The sequence below is a fragment of the Rhodococcus ruitaii genome (assembly GCF_055230935.1).
This window is the reverse complement of the sequence record NZ_JBUYWC010000012.1, coordinates 12,704-29,729: the sequence shown is the minus strand read 5'-3', so window position 1 is coordinate 29,729 and position 17,026 is coordinate 12,704. Positions and strand designations below refer to the sequence as shown.

Annotated in this window: 19 protein-coding genes; 16 read left to right on the top strand and 3 right to left on the bottom strand. The window is 66.0% G+C overall.

What is annotated here, in order from left to right; all coding sequences use genetic code 11:
• The first annotated feature begins 25 nt into the window (after positions 1-25).
• Positions 26-1,198 carry a sensor histidine kinase gene (locus tag ACZI8W_RS16635; protein WP_463369608.1) on the top strand — a complete coding sequence of 391 codons (1,173 nt, stop codon included), beginning with the start codon at positions 26-28 and terminating at the stop codon, positions 1,196-1,198.
• Positions 1,199-1,263: 65 nt separating this feature from the next.
• On the top strand, positions 1,264-1,953 hold the full coding sequence (locus ACZI8W_RS16630) for a winged helix-turn-helix domain-containing protein (RefSeq protein WP_463369607.1): 690 nt from the start codon (positions 1,264-1,266) through the stop codon (positions 1,951-1,953).
• A 51-nt stretch (positions 1,954-2,004) separates the two neighbouring features.
• Here ACZI8W_RS16630 and ACZI8W_RS16625 read toward each other — a convergent pair whose 3' ends face one another.
• Complete coding sequence (locus ACZI8W_RS16625; protein WP_463369770.1) at positions 2,005-2,805, bottom strand: DUF3109 family protein; 801 nt, start codon at positions 2,803-2,805, stop codon at positions 2,005-2,007.
• 45 nt (positions 2,806-2,850) lie between these two features.
• Here ACZI8W_RS16625 and ACZI8W_RS16620 point away from each other — a divergent pair, with 45 nt between their 5' ends.
• The 3 genes from ACZI8W_RS16620 to ACZI8W_RS16610 are packed head-to-tail and all read left to right on the top strand — an operon-like array spanning position 2,851 to position 6,069.
• Positions 2,851-3,804 carry a Ppx/GppA family phosphatase gene (locus tag ACZI8W_RS16620; RefSeq protein ID WP_463369606.1) on the top strand — a complete coding sequence of 318 codons (954 nt, stop codon included), beginning with the start codon at positions 2,851-2,853 and terminating at the stop codon, positions 3,802-3,804.
• Positions 3,801-5,075 carry a hypothetical protein gene (locus tag ACZI8W_RS16615; RefSeq protein WP_463369605.1) on the top strand — a complete coding sequence of 425 codons (1,275 nt, stop codon included), beginning with the start codon at positions 3,801-3,803 and terminating at the stop codon, positions 5,073-5,075. Before ACZI8W_RS16620 ends, ACZI8W_RS16615 begins: the two co-directional genes overlap by 4 nt.
• A gap of 10 nt (positions 5,076-5,085) precedes the next feature.
• Positions 5,086-6,069: a sugar phosphate isomerase/epimerase family protein gene (locus tag ACZI8W_RS16610; RefSeq protein ID WP_463369604.1), complete on the top strand. Its 984-nt coding sequence runs from the start codon at positions 5,086-5,088 to the stop codon at positions 6,067-6,069.
• On the opposite strand, the gene ACZI8W_RS16605 is transcribed toward ACZI8W_RS16610, so the two are convergent.
• Complete coding sequence (locus tag ACZI8W_RS16605) at positions 6,028-6,444, bottom strand: hypothetical protein (RefSeq protein ID WP_463369603.1); 417 nt, start codon at positions 6,442-6,444, stop codon at positions 6,028-6,030. The genes ACZI8W_RS16610 and ACZI8W_RS16605 overlap by 42 nt on opposite strands.
• A gap of 85 nt (positions 6,445-6,529) precedes the next feature.
• Here ACZI8W_RS16605 and ACZI8W_RS16600 point away from each other — a divergent pair, with 85 nt between their 5' ends.
• From ACZI8W_RS16600 to ACZI8W_RS16570, 7 genes are all read left to right on the top strand, one after another.
• Complete coding sequence (locus ACZI8W_RS16600; protein WP_463369602.1) at positions 6,530-7,213, top strand: MerR family transcriptional regulator; 684 nt, start codon at positions 6,530-6,532, stop codon at positions 7,211-7,213.
• A complete protein-coding gene (locus ACZI8W_RS16595; RefSeq protein ID WP_463369601.1) occupies positions 7,210-8,049 on the top strand; it encodes a thioesterase family protein in 840 nt (279 codons plus the stop codon). The genes ACZI8W_RS16600 and ACZI8W_RS16595 overlap by 4 nt, the downstream gene beginning before the upstream one ends.
• 78 nt (positions 8,050-8,127) lie before the next feature.
• Positions 8,128-8,946 (top strand): pyrroline-5-carboxylate reductase, encoded by an 819-nt coding sequence (gene proC / locus ACZI8W_RS16590; protein WP_463369600.1) that lies wholly within the window; start codon positions 8,128-8,130, stop codon positions 8,944-8,946.
• Positions 8,947-9,118: 172 nt separating this feature from the next.
• Entirely contained in the window at positions 9,119-9,355 is a 237-nt protein-coding gene (locus ACZI8W_RS16585) for a helix-turn-helix domain-containing protein (RefSeq protein WP_054719598.1), read from the top strand.
• A 203-nt stretch (positions 9,356-9,558) separates the two neighbouring features.
• Complete coding sequence (locus tag ACZI8W_RS16580; protein ID WP_003402602.1) at positions 9,559-9,660, top strand: 30S ribosomal protein bS22; 102 nt, start codon at positions 9,559-9,561, stop codon at positions 9,658-9,660.
• A gap of 200 nt (positions 9,661-9,860) precedes the next feature.
• On the top strand, positions 9,861-10,961 hold the full coding sequence (locus ACZI8W_RS16575) for an NAD-dependent epimerase/dehydratase family protein (protein ID WP_463369769.1): 1,101 nt from the start codon (positions 9,861-9,863) through the stop codon (positions 10,959-10,961).
• On the top strand, positions 10,958-11,965 hold the full coding sequence (locus ACZI8W_RS16570) for a lysophospholipid acyltransferase family protein (protein ID WP_463369599.1): 1,008 nt from the start codon (positions 10,958-10,960) through the stop codon (positions 11,963-11,965). Before ACZI8W_RS16575 ends, ACZI8W_RS16570 begins: the two co-directional genes overlap by 4 nt.
• A 33-nt stretch (positions 11,966-11,998) precedes the next feature.
• On the opposite strand, the gene ACZI8W_RS16565 is transcribed toward ACZI8W_RS16570, so the two are convergent.
• A complete protein-coding gene (locus ACZI8W_RS16565; protein WP_463369598.1) occupies positions 11,999-13,003 on the bottom strand; it encodes an HAD family hydrolase in 1,005 nt (334 codons plus the stop codon).
• 205 nt (positions 13,004-13,208) lie between these two features.
• On the opposite strand from ACZI8W_RS16565, the gene ACZI8W_RS16560 reads away from it, so the two are divergent.
• From ACZI8W_RS16560 to hemC, 4 genes are all read left to right on the top strand, one after another.
• Positions 13,209-13,499 carry a glutaredoxin family protein gene (locus ACZI8W_RS16560; protein ID WP_463369597.1) on the top strand — a complete coding sequence of 97 codons (291 nt, stop codon included), beginning with the start codon at positions 13,209-13,211 and terminating at the stop codon, positions 13,497-13,499.
• A 156-nt stretch (positions 13,500-13,655) separates the two neighbouring features.
• The gene (locus ACZI8W_RS16555; RefSeq protein WP_463369596.1) at positions 13,656-14,567 is read left to right on the top strand and encodes a redox-sensing transcriptional repressor Rex; all 912 of its coding nucleotides are present in this window, start codon (positions 13,656-13,658) and stop codon (positions 14,565-14,567) included.
• The gene (locus ACZI8W_RS16550; protein ID WP_463369595.1) at positions 14,564-15,988 is read left to right on the top strand and encodes a glutamyl-tRNA reductase; all 1,425 of its coding nucleotides are present in this window, start codon (positions 14,564-14,566) and stop codon (positions 15,986-15,988) included. The genes ACZI8W_RS16555 and ACZI8W_RS16550 overlap by 4 nt, the downstream gene beginning before the upstream one ends.
• On the top strand, positions 15,985-16,974 hold the full coding sequence (hemC, locus tag ACZI8W_RS16545) for a hydroxymethylbilane synthase (protein WP_463369594.1): 990 nt from the start codon (positions 15,985-15,987) through the stop codon (positions 16,972-16,974). Before ACZI8W_RS16550 ends, hemC begins: the two co-directional genes overlap by 4 nt.
• Positions 16,975-17,026: the final 52 nt, after the last annotated feature.

Sequence of the window (17,026 nt, the reverse complement as noted above, 5' to 3'; positions counted from 1 at the left end):
GTGGGGTGTCATTACGATTTGATTCGTGAACGTTCTGCAGGTCGTCCTGGTGGCCGTGGTCGCCGCAATCCTGGGCGCACTGCTCGCCGTCTCACTGATGTGGTCGCGTCGTCGTCGCGACGACAACGACGACGACGAACTCACGATGGCGACCGTGCTGGACCGTGTCGTGTACGGCTCGTCCACGGGTATCGCTGTCGTCGACAAGTTTCACGACGTCATTCTCTACAACCCGCGTGCCGAGGAACTGGGCCTCGTCACCCGGCGGCTCCTCGACGAACGCGCATGGATCGCCGCAGGACGGGTCCTCGACGAGGGGACCGACGTCGAACTCGACCTCAGCCGGAAGAACCCGCACGGCCGCGATCGTGTCGCGGTGCGCTGCGTTGCCAAGAAGCTTCTCGTCGAGGATCCACGATTCGTGGTCCTCTACGCCTACGACGACTCCGAGCAGGTCCGGATGGAAGCCACCCGCCGCGACTTCGTCGCCAACGTCAGCCACGAACTCAAGACGCCGGTGGGGGCGATGGCGTTGCTGGCAGAGGCCCTGCTCGAATCCATCGACGATCCCGAGAGCGTGCGGCACTTCGGGCAACGGGTCCAGAGTGAAGCGACCCGACTCGGCAACATGGTCACCGAACTGATCGCGTTGTCGCGCCTGCAGGGTGCGGAGAAGCTCCCGGATCTCGAGGAAGTCGACGTCGACATGGTGATCGAGGACGCCCTCGACCGCACCCGGCTCACCGCAGAGAACGCGAACATCGAGATCAACACCGATCGCCCGACCGGCTACCAGATGCGCGGTGACCACCTTTTGCTCGTCACAGCGCTGACCAATCTCATCGAGAATGCGATCGCCTACTCCCCGCCCGGCAGCCCGGTGACGGTGAGCAGATCGATTCGTGACGGGTGTGTCGCCATCGCGGTCACCGACCGGGGTATCGGAATCGAGCGTCAGTACCAGGAGCGCGTATTCGAACGCTTCTTCCGCGTCGACAAGGCCCGGTCGCGGGCAACGGGAGGTACCGGCCTGGGTCTGGCGATCGTCAAGCATGTCGCCGCGAACCACCACGGCGACATCGTGCTGTGGAGCAAACCGGGAACCGGCTCGACATTCACCCTGCTCGTCCCGGCTCATTTCGACAAGCAGGACGACGAACCCGCCGCAACGCGGCACGATACGGCGGTCGGACAATGAGTCCGACCGGAACCGCACCCGGAATCGGGTGGCACAGAACAGAGAAAGCAACGGAGGACGCAACGGTGACGCGTGTGCTGATTGTGGAGGACGAGGAGTCGCTGGCGGATCCGCTCGCATTCCTGCTGCGAAAGGAGGGTTTCGAGACCACAATCGCGGGCGATGGACCCACGGCGTTGGCGGAGTTCGACCAGAGCGGGGCAGACATCGTCCTTCTCGACCTGATGCTGCCGGGCATGAGCGGCACCGACGTGTGCAAGCAGTTGCGGAGCCGTTCGGGGGTGCCGGTCATCATGGTGACCGCGCGCGACAGCGAAATAGACAAGGTCGTGGGGCTCGAACTCGGTGCCGACGACTACGTGACCAAGCCGTATTCGGCGCGGGAGCTCATCGCGCGGATCCGCGCGGTCCTGCGGCGAGGCGCCGACCCGGATGTCGAGATCGGGCAGGACGACGCTGTGCTTGCGGCCGGTCCCGTGCGCATGGACGTCGACCGGCACGTCGTTCAGGTCGACGGTGCGGACGTTGCTCTGCCGCTCAAGGAATTCGATCTACTCGAATATCTGCTGCGTAATTCGGGACGTGTCCTGACACGCGGACAGCTCATCGACCGGGTGTGGGGGGCGGATTACGTGGGTGACACGAAAACCCTCGACGTCCACGTCAAGCGGTTGCGCTCGAAGATCGAGACCGATCCCGCCAAACCGCAGCATCTGGTGACCGTGCGGGGCCTGGGCTACAAGCTGGAGGGCTGACACCCCGGTGCGTGGTTTCGGTAGCCGGAGCTACCGAAACCACGCACGGGTTCAGTGGTGGTGCTCGGCGTCCACGGTTGCCGGATGGATCGCGATCAGTCCGAGACCCGCGCGCCGCTTGCACAGGCGGGCCAGCTCGTCGTAGGCGGGTTTCCCGATGAGCTCTCGAAGTTCGGGTGCGTACGACTGCCACACCGGCTTCGTGCCGACATGCGCATCGGGGGAGCCGGAGCAGTACCAGTCCAGATCGTGGCCGCCCTCACCCCAGCCTCGCCGGTCGAATTCCGTGATGGTGGTGCGCAGGATCTCGGTGCCGTCAGGTCGCTCCACCCAGTCCTGGGTACGGCGGATCGGGAGCTGCCAGCACACGTCCGGCTTCATCTCGAGCGGCTCGATTCCGCGACGTAGCGCCATCTTGTGCAACGCGCAGCCCACACCGCCTTCGAAGCCCGGACGGTTCAGGAAAATGCACGCACCTTTGTATCGGCGAGTGCGCAGCGCGGGTTCGTCCTCGAGTTCGTCCTCCTCGAGGAAGCCCTTCTTGCCGAGACCTTTCTCCATGAATTGCCAGTCGTCGGAAGTGAGATGCTTCACCGCCCCGGCGAGCTTCTTCCTGTCGTCGCGGTCGGTCAGGAATGCCCCGTGCGAGCAGCATCCATCGTCGGGTCGCTCGGCGATGATGCCCTGGCACGACGGCGTCCCGAACACGCAAGTCCACCGGGAGAGCAGCCAAGTCATGTCTGCAGCGATGAGGTGTTCGTCGTTGTCGGGGTCGGTGAACTCGACCCACTCGCGGGGAAAGTCGAGAGGAACTTCTGGGGCCGGAACGATCTTGGGCTGAGCTCCGGACATACCTGCTGTCACAACCCCCGACGGTAGACCCAGTACCGTATTGATGTGCGCCTAGGGGTACTCGACGTCGGAAGCAACACCGTTCATCTGCTGGTAGTGGACGCCCATCGTGGCGGCCACCCCACACCCATGAGCTCGACCAAGGCGACATTGCGGTTGTCCGAGAACATCGACGACGACGGGCACGTCACGGCGTCCGGTGCCGATCGACTGGTGGCGACGGCCCGGGAGTTCGCCGGCATTGCCACGACCTCCGGGTGCGGTGAGCTCATGGCCTTCGCCACCTCGGCCGTCCGTGACGCCGGAAATTCCGAGGAAGTCCTGGCCAGGGTCCGGAACGAGGCCGGGGTACACCTCGACGTCCTGTCCGGCGTCGACGAGGCGCGACTGACGTTCCTGGCGGTGCGCCGCTGGTACGGGTGGAGTGCCGGTCGCATCCTCAACCTCGATATCGGCGGTGGTTCGCTCGAGCTGACCTTCGGCGGCGACGAGGATCCCGATGTGGCGTACTCGCTGCAGCTCGGTGCCGGTCGCCTGACTCGTGACTGGTTCCCGGAGGACCCTCCCGGCAAGCGTCGTATCGCGGCGTTGCGTGATTGGCTCGATGCAGAGCTTGCGGAGCCGACGAAGAATTTGCGTCGGGCCGGCGACCCCGACCTTGCCGTTGCGAGTTCCAAGACATTCCGCACACTGGCACGATTGACGGGTGCAGCACCATCGTCGGCGGGGATCCGTGTGCGACGGACGTTGACGGCGAGCGGCCTGCGGCAGCTGATCGCGTTCATCTCGCGGATGACGACGTCGGATCGTGCGGAGCTCGAAGGCGTGAGCTCGGACCGGTCCCAGCAACTCGTCGCTGGTGCGCTGGTGGCTGAAGCGAGCATGCGGGCGCTCGGGATCGAGACCCTGGAGATCTGCCCGTGGGCGCTGCGTGAGGGTTTGATACTTCGGAAGCTCGACACTGAGATGGGCGGGGAACTGGTGGTGGCAGCCAAGTGACCGACAGCAAGGGCACGGACACCGGACAGATTTCGGTAGCAGAACTGCTCGCGCGGAACGGCAAGAAGGTGGATTCGCGCAGCGGAAGCGGTGGCCGCCGTCGCCGTGGCACCACCGGCGGTATCTCGGTGGCGGAACTGACCGGCGAGATACCGGTCACACGGGTGCCCGAGGAGGCGGGGCCGGAGCCGGAGTCCGCGAGCGGCTCGCCGGTGGACGATCGCAGTCCGGCGGCGCCCGAGGTGGCAACCCCCAGGACTCCCGAAGTGGCACCTGCGGTTCCGCAGACTCCACAGGTCGAGCCGGTTGTACCCGAGACTCCGAAGGTCGCACCACCGACGCTGTCGACTCCGGCGCCGCCCTCCGGCAACGAGTTGACGACGATCACCCCGAACCGGGGCTACTCGGACGCGACGACGGTAACCCCCGCGGTCGAGTCGGCCGTCGCGAAGTCGACGGCCCGTAAGCCGGCTGTCGGAAAACCGGACATCGACAAGAAAGCAGCGTTCGGGCACGGCGACGCGGAGGGCCACCCGACCACGGTCTCGGACGGCGCCAAGGTCGAATCACCGACAGAGATCATCCGCCCGGACGCCCTGCCGCGCCGGGTGAGGGCGCATCTGGACAATGTGGCAGGATCCGGGCCAGCGGCCTCTCCTGCGGTACCTGGTCCGCGGGCATCGGACGCCCCGGAGCCTCGACTGCTCTCGGGTCCGGCAAGCGATCTTCAGGGTACCGGCGCGGACGACGACGACACTGAAACCATCGGTCTGGCGAAGAGCGAGACTCGCGGTAAGGCGTCGTCGAAGGACAAGCAGTCTTCCAAGGACGAGCTGTCTTCGAAAAGCAAGGTGACTTCGACGAGCAAGTCCCAGTCGACAAGCAAGTCCCAGTCGACAAGCAAGGCCGGGTCGGCGGACGAGAACGGGTCGACGGAGGAGGCCGGGTCGTCGAGTGCCTCGTCGAAGAGCAATTCCCGCAAGGGCACGCCCGATGACCACGGCGGGGGCGGTGTCAAGCAGTGGGCGCTGCTCATCGGAGAGAGCATCGCTGCGGTTGTCGTCGGGGGCCTGTTGTTCAAGGGCTTCGAGAAGCTGTGGGACATGATGCCGTGGGTGGCGTTCGGTCTTGCACTGCTGGTGATCGTGGGCCTGGTGGCATTGGTGCGGGTTCTTCGCCGCACAGACGACATCACCAGTCAGCTCATCGCCGTCGGGGTGGGTGCGTTCGTGGCGTTCGGCCCGCTGCTGTTCCTACTCCCCAGCGGATGAGGCTGCCGTCATGGTGACAGCGCGGCGCATTCCGGTGGGGTTGTCGACGGCCTCGGTGTATCCCGAGAACACCGAGGCGGCCTTCCGGTTCGCCGCCGACCTCGACTACGACGGTGTCGAACTCATGGTGTGGGCAGACCCGGTGAGTCAGGATCCCGGGGCCGTACAGCGACTCGTGCGCAAGTACGGGATTCCGGTGCTCGCGGTGCACGTGCCGTGCCTGCTCATCTCCCAGCGGGTCTGGGGTGCGGATCCGGCGGCCAAGCTCGGCCGGTCGGTCGAGGCGGCCGAGCTCCTCGGTGCGTCGACCGTGGTGGTGCATCCGCCTTTCCGCTGGCAACGTCGATATGCCGAGGGATTCGTCGAGCAGGTGAAGACCCTGGAGCAGGGCAGTCACGTGTCGGTGTCGGTCGAGAACATGTATCCGATGCGTGCGGACGTGCTGTTCCGCGACCGCGGCGCGCACCGCCTGCGGCGTCGTGGCGGTCCTGGCCCCGCGGTGTCGGCGTACAGTCCGTCGCTCGACCCCACCGACACGGGCTTCGATCACTACACGCTCGACCTGTCGCACACCGCCACCGCGGGAATGGATGCACTCGCGCTCGCGGAACGGATGGGGGAGGGGCTCAATCACCTGCACCTCGCCGATGGTCGCGGGTCGTCGGTGGATGAACACCTGATCCCGGGGGCAGGGGACCAGCCGTGCGCCGAGGTGTGCCGGCGACTCGCCGCCAGCGACTTCGCGGGCCAGGTGGTGCTCGAAGTGAGTACGCAGAGCGCGCGGACCCGGTCCGAACGGTCGGTGATGCTCGGTCGGGCACTCTCGTTTGCACGAAAACACCTCGATCGCCCTGCTCAGAGCGCGATCACTACACGCCCCGAGTATCCACGCGCGGCGGGCGTCGCCCGAATCCCCGGTGCTGATGTGCCCGTCCCGGGCGGGGAAACTGTGTCAGAGAGCGCTGATCCCGGCAGCGAGAACCGCGACACCTGAGATCACGACGCCGACGGTCAGTGATGCGGCGCCGAGCCACACGGATGCCATCATCCGGCCTGGTCGTGTGGGATTCGCACCCAGTACCGACAGGAAGAACCCGGCCGGGACGAAGATGGCGGAGGCCAGCACGGCGATGGAACCTGCAGACGCCCACCCCGGCGACGCACCGGTGACGTGAGTGGTCACGGCGACGAGTATGCCGAGTGTCACGAGAACTCCGGCGTGTGCATGCCCGGCGCGGAAGAACGACTTCTGAAGATCATTGGCGGGCACGCTCCCGTTGGCGACGCGCAGGAGAAAGGTTCCGCCGAATGCAATACCGACGACGGTCAGCATGGTCGCTCCGAGAACGATGACGAGCACAGGATTCATGAGGTGCCCCTGTTATAGATTGGATAGTTCCAGTATCCAATACTGGATAGTTATAGTATCCGATGTCAAGGGATCGGAGGTGGGCATGCGGATCTCGGAGTTGGCTGCGCGCACCGGCGTGCCACTGGCCACAGTGAAGTACTACCTGCGCGAAGGGCTGCTGATGTCCGGTCGCGCAACTAGCGCGACACAGGCGCAATACGACGACACACACGTGCAACGACTCGGTCTGGTCCGCGCACTCGCGGGTCAGGGACTTCCGCTCGACAAGATCAAAGCGGTCGTCGCGCTCGCCGAGAATCCGGACGAGGATCTGTTCGTCGCCCTCGGCAAGGCGGTGATGGCGCTCCCGCCCTATGTCGACAACCCACCCGACGCCGACTACCCGCGCACTCGCGCGCTGCTCGCGCGGCTCGGGCAGCTGTACGACCCGCGATTCACCGCGGTCGCCCAGCTCGAACATGCGCTTGCGGCGCTCGAATCGGCCGGACTGACCATGTCCGACCGGCGCATCGACGTCTACGGGGAGCACATCCGCGCGATCGCAGACCTCGAGGTCGACCTTCTCCCGGCTGCTTCCCGGCAGGAAACCGTCGAAGCCGCCGTCCTCGGCACCGCGCTGTACGAACCGGTGCTCGCCGCGATGCGTCGCCTCGCGCACCAGCACCGCGCTGCCCGGATCTTCTCGGCAGCAGCCGACTCCGACCACCCGGACTCCGACCACCCGGACCACACCGAATCAGATCGACACCCGCAGGAGACCCAGTGACCACCGACCATCCGTTCCGTGACCTGACCGCACTCACGGCCATCGGCGAGGGCGCCTGGTCGGCGCACATCGCGCCCACCTGGACCATCGGACCCAAGGTGCACGGTGGATGCATGCTCGCGGTGAGTGCCGCCTCCGCCCGCCGCGCCGTGATCGCGGCCGGTGCAGATCCCGCGGTCCAGCCTCTCGCGGTGAGCGCGTCCTTCGTGTCTGCGCCCGACCCGGGCGATGTCGAGATCACCACTGTGCTCCGAAAGCTGGGCAAACAGGTCTCCGTGGTGGAAACCGAACTCGCGCAGGACGGCCGGGTCGCGGTACGCGCGAGCGTCACGTTGGGCGTGCCCGACGGCGGCGAGCCGCGCCACGCGGTACCGCACCCGGCCACCGAGTTGGCCGCCCGGCCACCCGAGGACGCGGTCGTCGTCACGCCTGCTCACCCGATGGGCCAAATCGTGAACCTGTGTGGCTCCGTCGACATGCGCGTCGACGAGTCGACCGCAGGATTCCTGCGCGGTGATCGCGAGGGTGACCCACGCATCGCGATGTGGACGAAGTTGAGTCCCGCCGACGAGGCGGACCTCGATACGGTGGCACTGTTCGCCCTCATGGCAGGAGACATCTCGGCGCCCGTGACGATGAACCGCGGCATGTTCGGGTGGGCGCCCACCGTGCAGCTGACCGCCTATCTGCGCGCGCTTCCCGCGCCGGGCTGGCTGCGCCTGACGAACGAGAGCATCGTGCTCGGACAGACCTGGTTCGAGTCGGATCACACCGTGGTCGACTCCACAGGGGCCGTCGTGGTGCAGTCCCGTCAGCTCGCGATGATTCCGCGCTGACGACCCGACCGGCCGACGACCTGATCCAGCAGGGGCTGCGATGCGTGCCACACCGGGACCCGTGGCACGCTGTCACCCATGACGAGAATTGCGGTGATCGGTGGCGGCCGGATCGGTGAGGCACTGATCTCGGGGTTGCTGCAGAACAGCTACGCAACCAAGGACCTCGTGGTGGTCGAGAAGCTACCCGAGAGAGCGGACGAACTGGCGCGCGCGTATGCGATTCGCGTCACCGACGGCACGGCCGATGCGGTCGAGGGCGCCGACGTGATCGTGGTGGCCGTGAAGCCCGGCGATGTCGATCCGGTGATCGCCGAGGTGGCCTCGGCCGACCTCGACAGCGACACCGAGCAGATCGTGGTCTCTCTCGTCGCGGGAGTCACGACCGCGCACTACGAGAACAAGCTTCCCGCGGGCTCTCCTGTCATCCGCGTGATGCCCAATACTCCGATGCTCGTGGGGCAGGGCGCGAGTGTGCTTGCCGCCGGACGTCACGCGAAAGGCGAGCACCTCGACCTGGTGCGCGAGATGCTCGGATCGGTGGGCGCGGTGTCGATCGTGCCCGAATCGCAGATGGACGCGGTCACCGCGGTCTCGGGCTCCGGTCCCGCGTACTTCTTCCTGGTCGCCGAGGCGATGATCGACGCCGGTGTTGCGCTCGGGCTGAGCCGCACCGTCGCCACGGATCTCGTAGTGCAGACCATGACCGGCTCGGCGGCGATGCTCGCGCAGTCCGGGGAGAACGCGGCGGACCTGCGTGCGGCCGTGACGTCGCCCGGAGGCACCACTGCGGCAGCGATCAGAGAATTCGAGCGGGGCGGAGTCCGTACCGCGTTCTACGATGCGCTCGAGGCCGCGCGGCAGCGATCGGTGCAGCTCGGCGCTCGATCCGACTAGGCGAACTCACCGAAGTCGGGCCTCACAACACGCCGTAACAGTGTGACAGAAGTGAAATTGATGGCCGCCATCGTCGCACAGGAACCATTCGTCACGCTAAGCTCGAAAGAGCACGTGCGTGTCTGTTCCGCCGGAGGGGAAGCCGGCGGCGCGGACGTGCCGGAGGTGTGTAATGGTTTCAGGAAATACACCGTCGAAGGGACAACCCCAAGACGGACAGTCGGTCCTCGCAGGTACCCAATTCCTGACGGTCGCGGAAGTGGCGTCGTTGATGAGGGTGTCGAAGATGACCGTGTACAGGCTCGTACACAGCGGTGAACTGCCCGCCGTGCGCGTCGGACGTTCGTTCCGTGTGCATGCAAAGGCGGTTCACGACTATCTCGAGACGTCGTACTTCGACGTCGGGTAGACCGACGCGGAAGGCTGTGGCAGCACGGAGCGGACCTCGATTTCATCCGGTCGTTCCTGCACCGGTACGATTGCAATTCGTCGTACCGGTCAGCCGGTGTCGTGAGGCGCTGAACTCGTCACCACGAGGCCCAGCGTCCGACAGAAGAAGGCGTACGTCACCGGCGTGCGCAGGAACGCTATAAGAACGTGAGGGATGCCCACATGGGGTCTGTGATCAAGAAGCGCCGCAAGCGCATGTCGAAGAAGAAGCACCGCAAGTTGCTCCGCCGCACTCGCGTGCAGCGCAGGAAACTCGGCAAGTAAGAGGCCCTGCCGGTATCGGCACTCACGCCCTGCCGGTAGCAGTGCTACCGGCGAATGCCCGTCACCCATGGTGACGGGCATTCGCCGTTCCTGCACGATGAGCACCTCGACGTTTACCCAGGTGTCATGCGATGTTGCCGATGTCATCGTATCGTTGTAGCGCATACCGTCCTGCGGCCGAGGTGGGACCGACGACGGAGATGTTCTGCAAAGCAGGGGGTGCTGTGACTTCGACATCACACGGGCGGCAGACCGAGCCGCCAGGTGTTGTATTGGTGACGGGTGCGAGCCGATTCCTCGGTGGCTTCCTCGTCACTAGGCTGGCTCAGAACCCCGACATCGAACGGGTCATCGCCGTCGATACCCAGTCACCCACCAAAGACATGCATCGCCGCATGGGACGCGCCGAATTCGTTCTCGCCGACATCAGGAACCCGCTGATCGGCAAGGTCATCAGAAACATGAACGTGGATACCGTCGTGCACGCGTCGGCGGTCACGAAAGCGCCGAAATCCGGCGCACGCGCTGCGATGAAGGACATGAACGTCATCGGTGCGATGCAACTGTTCGCGGTGTGTCAGAAGGCGCCGTCGGTGCGCAAGGTGGTGTTGCGTTCGTCGTCGGTGGTCTACGGTTCGAGCGCCAAAGACCCCGCGAAGTTCACGGAGGAGATGAGCGCGCGGCGGCGTCCCACCGGGGCATTCGCCCGCGACATGATCGAGATCGAAGGCTACCTGCGAGGTCTCGCACGACGACGCAGCGACATCGCCACCACGATCCTGCGGCTCGCGCCCACGGTCGGCAATCGCCTGCCTGGGTCGGTCTCGAACTATCTCACCTCGCCGCTGGTGCCGAATGTCCTCGGCCGCGACGCGCGGTTGCAGTTGCTGCACGAGGAGGATGCGCTCGGCGCCCTCGAATGCGCGACGCTCGGTGGGCCGTCCGGCACCTACAACGTGGCGGGCGACGGCATCGTGATGATGACGCAGGCCGTGCGCCGGGCGGGTGGCCTGACCGTGCCGATGCCCTACAGCCTGTTCCGTAATGTGGGCCATGCCCTTGTGGGGTCGGTGATGAAGTCGTTCACGAAGGAAGAACTCGACTACTTCCACTTCGGGTGCGGCCTCGATACGACGCGCATGCGCGAGGAGCTCGGATTCGAACCGCGCTGGACCACCAAGGAAGCCCTCGACGACTTTGCACGGGGAATCGGGATGTCCCGAGTCGTGAAGTCCGAATGGGTCGACAAGGCCGAATCGATGCTGCTTTCCGCGCTCGGGGAGCGGACGGAGGTGCGATGACTCAGGTTGCCAAGGTCATACCGCTGCATGGTGGAAGCCGGCGGACGGTTCCTCCCAAACCCGCGGACTCGTTTGCCGCGCACCCCGCGCAAGGCGCCCCCACCGCGGGCGCGGCACCGTTGCCACCGCAGCACACGGCCGTCGACGGATTCCTCGACGATCTGCGTACCGCCCTCATCGGGCAGGTCACGGGTGGCGCAGAATTTCTCAGGCGCCGGATCACCGGTGACTACGAGGTCGACGACTTCGGCTTCGATCCGCATTTCAACGACAACATCCTCATGCCCACGCTGCGTCCCCTGTTCGACAAGTGGTTCCGCGTCGAAGTCCGGGGGATCGAGAACATTCCAACCGATGGCCGGGCGCTGATCGTCGCGAATCATGCGGGTACCTTGCCCGTCGACGCACTGATGACGTCCGTCGCCGTGCACGACCGCGCGCACCGGCCGCTTCGGATGCTCGCGGCAGATCTGGCCTTCGACATGCCGGTCGTCGGCACAGTGGCACGTAAGGCAGGGCACACCCTCGCCTGCCATCCCGACGCCGAACGGCTGCTCGAGGAAGACCAGGTCGTCGCCGTGTTCCCGGAAGGATACAAAGGGCTCGGCAAGCCGTTCAAAGAGCGGTACAAGCTGCAGCGTTTCGGACGCGGCGGTTTTGTCTCCGCCGCGCTCAAGACCCACGCGCCGATCATCCCGTGCTCGATCGTAGGGTCCGAGGAGATCTACCCGCACATCGCCGACCTCACGTCACTCGCGCGGTTGCTCGGCTTGCCCTATTTCCCGATCACGCCGCTCTTCCCGGCGTTCGGCCCGCTCGGCGCGGTGCCGCTGCCATCCAAGTGGTCCATCGAATTCGGAACGCCCATCGCCACCGACGTCCACGACGAGGCGGCGGCCGACGACCCGATGGTGTTGTTCGAGGTCACCGATCATGTTCGTGAAGTGATCCAGCAGACTCTCTACAAACTGCTCACCCGGCGCCGGAACGTCTTCCTCGGCTGAGGCCTGATCCAGGCTGGGCCGGCAGAGCCTGGATCAGGCGGCCTTGTCGCGGCGTCGCCCGAGTGCGATGGCGACCGCGCCGCCGGCCGCGCCGAGGCCGAGCGCCGTCGGTACTCCGACCTTCGCGGCCTTGCGTGCCGTGCGGAAATCGCGTACCTCCCAGCCCCGGGTGCGCGCGACCTGCCGCAGATCGGGATCTGGATTGATCGCGACAGCGGTGCCCACCAGTGACAACATCGGCACATCGTTGTGGCTGTCGGAATACGCAGTACATCGTTTGAGGTTCAGGCCCTCGCGGATCGCGAGTGCACGAACCGCGTGGGCCTTGCCGAGTCCGTGCAGGATGTCGCCGACGAGGCGGCCGGTGAACACCCCGTCCTCCGATTCCGCGACGGTGCCCAAGGCGCCGGTCAGGCCGAGGCGCTTGGCAATGACATCGGCGAGCTCGACCGGGGTGGCGGTGACCAGCCACACTTGCTGGCCGGCGTCGAGATGCATCTGCGCAAGCATGCGGGTGCCCGGCCAGATCTTGTCGGCGATGATCTCGTCGTAGACCTCCTCGCCGAGTCGGCGGAGTTCCGAGGTGGATCTGCCCTGTACGAAGGAAAGTGCCTTGTCGCGGCCGCTGGCGACGTCGTCGCTGTTCTCCTTGCCGGTGATCCGGAACTTCACCTGTTGCCAGGCGAACTCGAAGAGGTCGGTCTTGCGGAAGTAGTTCCGCGCAACCAGGCCTCGGGCGAAGTGGATGATCGACGCGCCCTGCACCATGGTGTTGTCGACGTCGAAGAATGCTGCCGCTGTCAGGTCGGTTGCGCCGCGGGGCCCGGTGTCGGCATCGTGCGCGATTCCCGCTGCGGGTTCGCTCCGGGCACCGTGCAAGGCGAGCGCGGCGTCGGCGCTGGCTTCACCGGCGAGGTTCGCGCGGACCTCTTCTTCGCTCGGACCGAATTTGCGCGACAGAACGCGCCTACCGGGGCGAATGATGCGCGCCCACGCCTCACTCATACCCCGCTCGTACGGCAACGAACGTTCAGGCACCCGCACCTCCCGTGTCGTGACGGTCGTGCTGACCTATCGTCACATCACAATGCACGACCAGCCGCAAGCGTAACCCGTGGTCGACGCGATATCAGGGTTCGACGGCCGGCCGATCGATGTGTGTGACCTTCATCTCCGGTGTGATCTCGCAGTGCTCAGGGGGGATGTCGCAGAGCTTCGGAGGTGATGACGCAGAGTGGACGCCATGAACGATCACTATTCCGGTGCGTCCGGGGCCCCGGCATCCGCTCACGAGGTGACGCTTCTGGTTCGTGCCGGGTGCGGTAGCTGTGGGCCCGCGCGCATCGTTCTCGAAACGGTGTGTGCCGAGTTCGGGCTGCAGGTCACCTGCATCGATGTGGACGAAGCGGCGTCGACCGACCCTGAGTTGCGGGCCGAGTTCGGGGACCGTCTGCCCGTGGTGCTTCTCGACGGTAAGGAGCACAGCTACTGGGAGGTCGACGAGTCGCGGTTGCGCGCAGATCTCGCACGTTGAGATTGTGTCTTTCGGCCGTGATGCAGGTGGGAAGCACATTCGGGGGTCTTCGAGCAACTTTGTGCATGGGTTCACAAGCGGTTACCGTGGTGAGGACGAAATCCCGGATCACCGTGAGGCCGGACGTGTCCACCGGCCGGACGAGGAGCCACGAACGTGACGCAACCGCACCCACCGCAGGGCGACGACGCCCGCGGCACCGCCGGGACCGGCGAGGGTGCCAATCAGAGTTCCGAACGCGTTACTCCGAATGCCGAGCGGGTCGCTCCGAGTTCTCAGTACCGAGATATCCCACAGGCTACTGTGACGCGTCTCGCGAACTATCTGCGGGTCCTCGCGGGCCTCTCCGAAACCGGCACGCTCATTGTCTCGAGTGAGGAATTGGCGAGCGCAGCCGGGGTCGGTTCGGCGAAACTTCGCAAAGACCTGTCGTTTCTCGGACCCAACGGAGTGCGCGGTGTCGGCTACGACGTCCTGCGCCTCCAGACGCGCATCGAGAATGCACTCGGTCTCGATCGCGGCCACCGTGTCGTTCTCGTCGGAGTGGGCAACCTCGGTCGTGCGCTTGCGTGCTACCCCGGATTCGATCGTCGGGGCTTCACCCTCGCAGCCCTGTTCGACGCCGACCCTGCCGTGGTGGGGACGACCGTGGGCGACCTCAGGGTCCGAGGCGCCGACCGGCTGGAATCCGACGCTCGTGAACTCGGTGCCACCATCGGGGTCGTGGCCACACCCGAGGATGTCGCTCAGAACGTCTGTGACGTGCTTGTGCGCTCCGGTGTTCGCAGTGTCCTGACCTTCGCTCCGATCGAACTCGACGTGCCCGAATACGTCGAGGTGCGCCGCGTCGACCTTGCGGTCGAGATGCAGGTGCTCTCGTTCAACAGCGCACGAAACGACGAACTTCTCCGGGCCGCCGGGGGAGCGCACACGGCGGGTATCCCGTCCACCCGCGGCCCGATCGGGTCTGCGGTATCCACGCCGAGCCCGGCTCGGCGATCCAGAGCAGGTAAGGCGGGCCCGTTGGGTTCGGCCGTGACCAGAAACGGATCGGTGATTGCGCCGTGAGTGTTCTCCTCGTCGGCATTTCGCATCGGAGCGCACCGGTGTCGGTTCTCGAGAAGGTGGCCGTCGCCGATACCGACCGACCCAAACTGACCGACAAGATGATGGCGTCGGATCACATCTCCGAAGCGATGATCGTCTCGACCTGCAACCGGGTCGAGATCTACGCCGTCGTCGATGCATTCCACGGTGCGCTCGCCGATGTGAGCGAACTGCTGTCGGAACACGCGGGTCTGACGCTGGCTGATCTGCACAAGCACGCCTACGTGCGCTACAGCGAAGCCGCTGCGGAGCATCTCTTCTCGGTGGCCAGCGGCCTCGACTCCATGGTTGTCGGTGAGCAGCAGATCCTCGGCCAGATCCGTACCGCCTACGCCACCGCCGATGCGCAGCAGGCTGCGGGGCGTGCGCTGCACGAACTCGCGCAGCAGGCATTGCGGGTCGGCAAGCGTGTGCACTCGGAGACCGGGATCGACGCGGCCGGTGCATCCGTCGTGTCGGTTGCCCTCGACAAGGCCGGTGCACTCTTCGGTGGTAGCGGCTTGCGGGGCCGGAGCGCCGCGGTGATCGGTGCAGGCGCGATGGGTGGTCTCGCAGTGGCGCACTTGACCCGATCAGGCGTCGCCGAGATCATCGTCACGAACCGTACCCGCGACCGTGCCGAGCGTCTCGCTGCGACGGCGCGCGGAAACGGTGTCGAGGCCGAGGTCGTCGATTTCGCTGATCTGGCCGCAGCGCTGGCGCGGGCCGACGTCGCGGTCACCTGCACCGGAGCGGTCGGCACCGTCGTCACCCTCGCCGATGCCCATCGCGCTCTCGCACAGTCGAGCCGTGGAGAACGCCCACTCGTACTTTGCGATCTCGGGCTTCCCCGCGACGTCGAACCTGCCGTGTCGGGCCTTCCCGGCGTGACGGTCTTCGACATGGAGGCATTGCAGCGCGATCCTGCCGCCGGTGCTGCCGCCGACGATGCCGAGGCGGCCCGTGTGATCGTGGCATCGGAACTCGCCGGATACCTCACCACGCAGCGACTCGCGGAGGTGACACCCACCGTCACCGCACTCCGTCAGCGGGCAGCGGAGGTCGTCGAGGGCGAACTCATGCGCCTCGATTCGAGGCTCCCCGATCTCGGAGACGGTCAGCGCAACGAAGTCGCGCGTACTGTGCGCCGTGTGGTCGACAAGTTGCTGCACGCACCGACCGTGCGGGTGAAGCAGCTTGCCACGACGCCGGGCGGCGACCAGTATGCCGAGGCACTGCGGGAATTGTTCGAACTGAGACCTGGGGCAGTCGAAGCCGTTGCGACCCCCACGAAGGAACTGGGGTCACTGACCGACCCGACCACGTCCGCGGATCTGTCCGCCGCACTTGATCCGGTCATCACGACGGAGCTTCGTGCTCCACGAAAGGACGGCACGGTATGAGCGCCGAAGCCACCCGGATCGACGCACCGCGCGCGCATCGCACATTGCGCATCGGTACTCGGGGCAGCGTGCTCGCCACCACCCAGGCAGGCACCGTTCGCGATGCCCTGATCGCGGCCGGGCATCCGGCAGAACTCGTGGTCATCACGACGAAGGGCGACGTCACCCCCGGTCCGGTGCAACGAATCGGTGTCGGTGTGTTCACTGCAGAACTCCGCGAGGCTCTGCTGGCCGGCGACGTGGACGTCGCGGTGCATTCGTACAAGGACCTGCCCACACAGCAGGACCCGCGGATGGTCATCGCCGCTGTTCCTCCCCGCGAGGATCCGCGCGATGCTCTCGTCGCTCGGGACGGGCTGGTACTCGGTGAGCTACCGGCCGGGTCGAAGGTCGGCACCTCCGCGCCGCGACGTCGCGCACAGCTGGCTGCGCTGGGCCTCGGTTTGCAGCTCGAGCCGCTGCGCGGCAACATCGACACTCGCATCGGCAAGGTCGATTCAGGCGAGCTCGACGCGATCGTCATTGCGCGTGCGGGACTGTCGCGGATCGGGCGCCTCGACCGGATCACCGAAGCCCTCGAACCGGTACAGATGCTGCCTGCGCCGTCGCAGGGCGCGCTCGCAGTCGAGTGCCGCGCCGAGGACGACGCCCTGATCGAGATGCTGGCCGAACTGGACGATCCGGCGAGTCGCGCGGCGGTTGTCGCGGAGCGAGCACTGCTGGCCGAGCTCGAGGCAGGGTGCACCGCGCCGGTCGGCGCGATCGCAGAGGTCGTCGAGTCGCTCGACGACGACGGTCGGGTGTTCGAGGAGCTGTCCGTACGCGGGTGTGCGGCCGCGCACGACGGGTCGGACGTGCTTCGCGCGAGCATCGTCGGGTCGCCCGACCGCGCAGAGGAGCTCGGAAGAACGCTCGCCCGAGAATTGCTCGACCTCGGTGCGAAAGAACTGATCGTCGACAACGAGCAGTGGACCGCCGATGATTGACGCTTCCATTCCGCCCCGAATTTCCCTTACCGCAGATTTGATTGCACTGGAG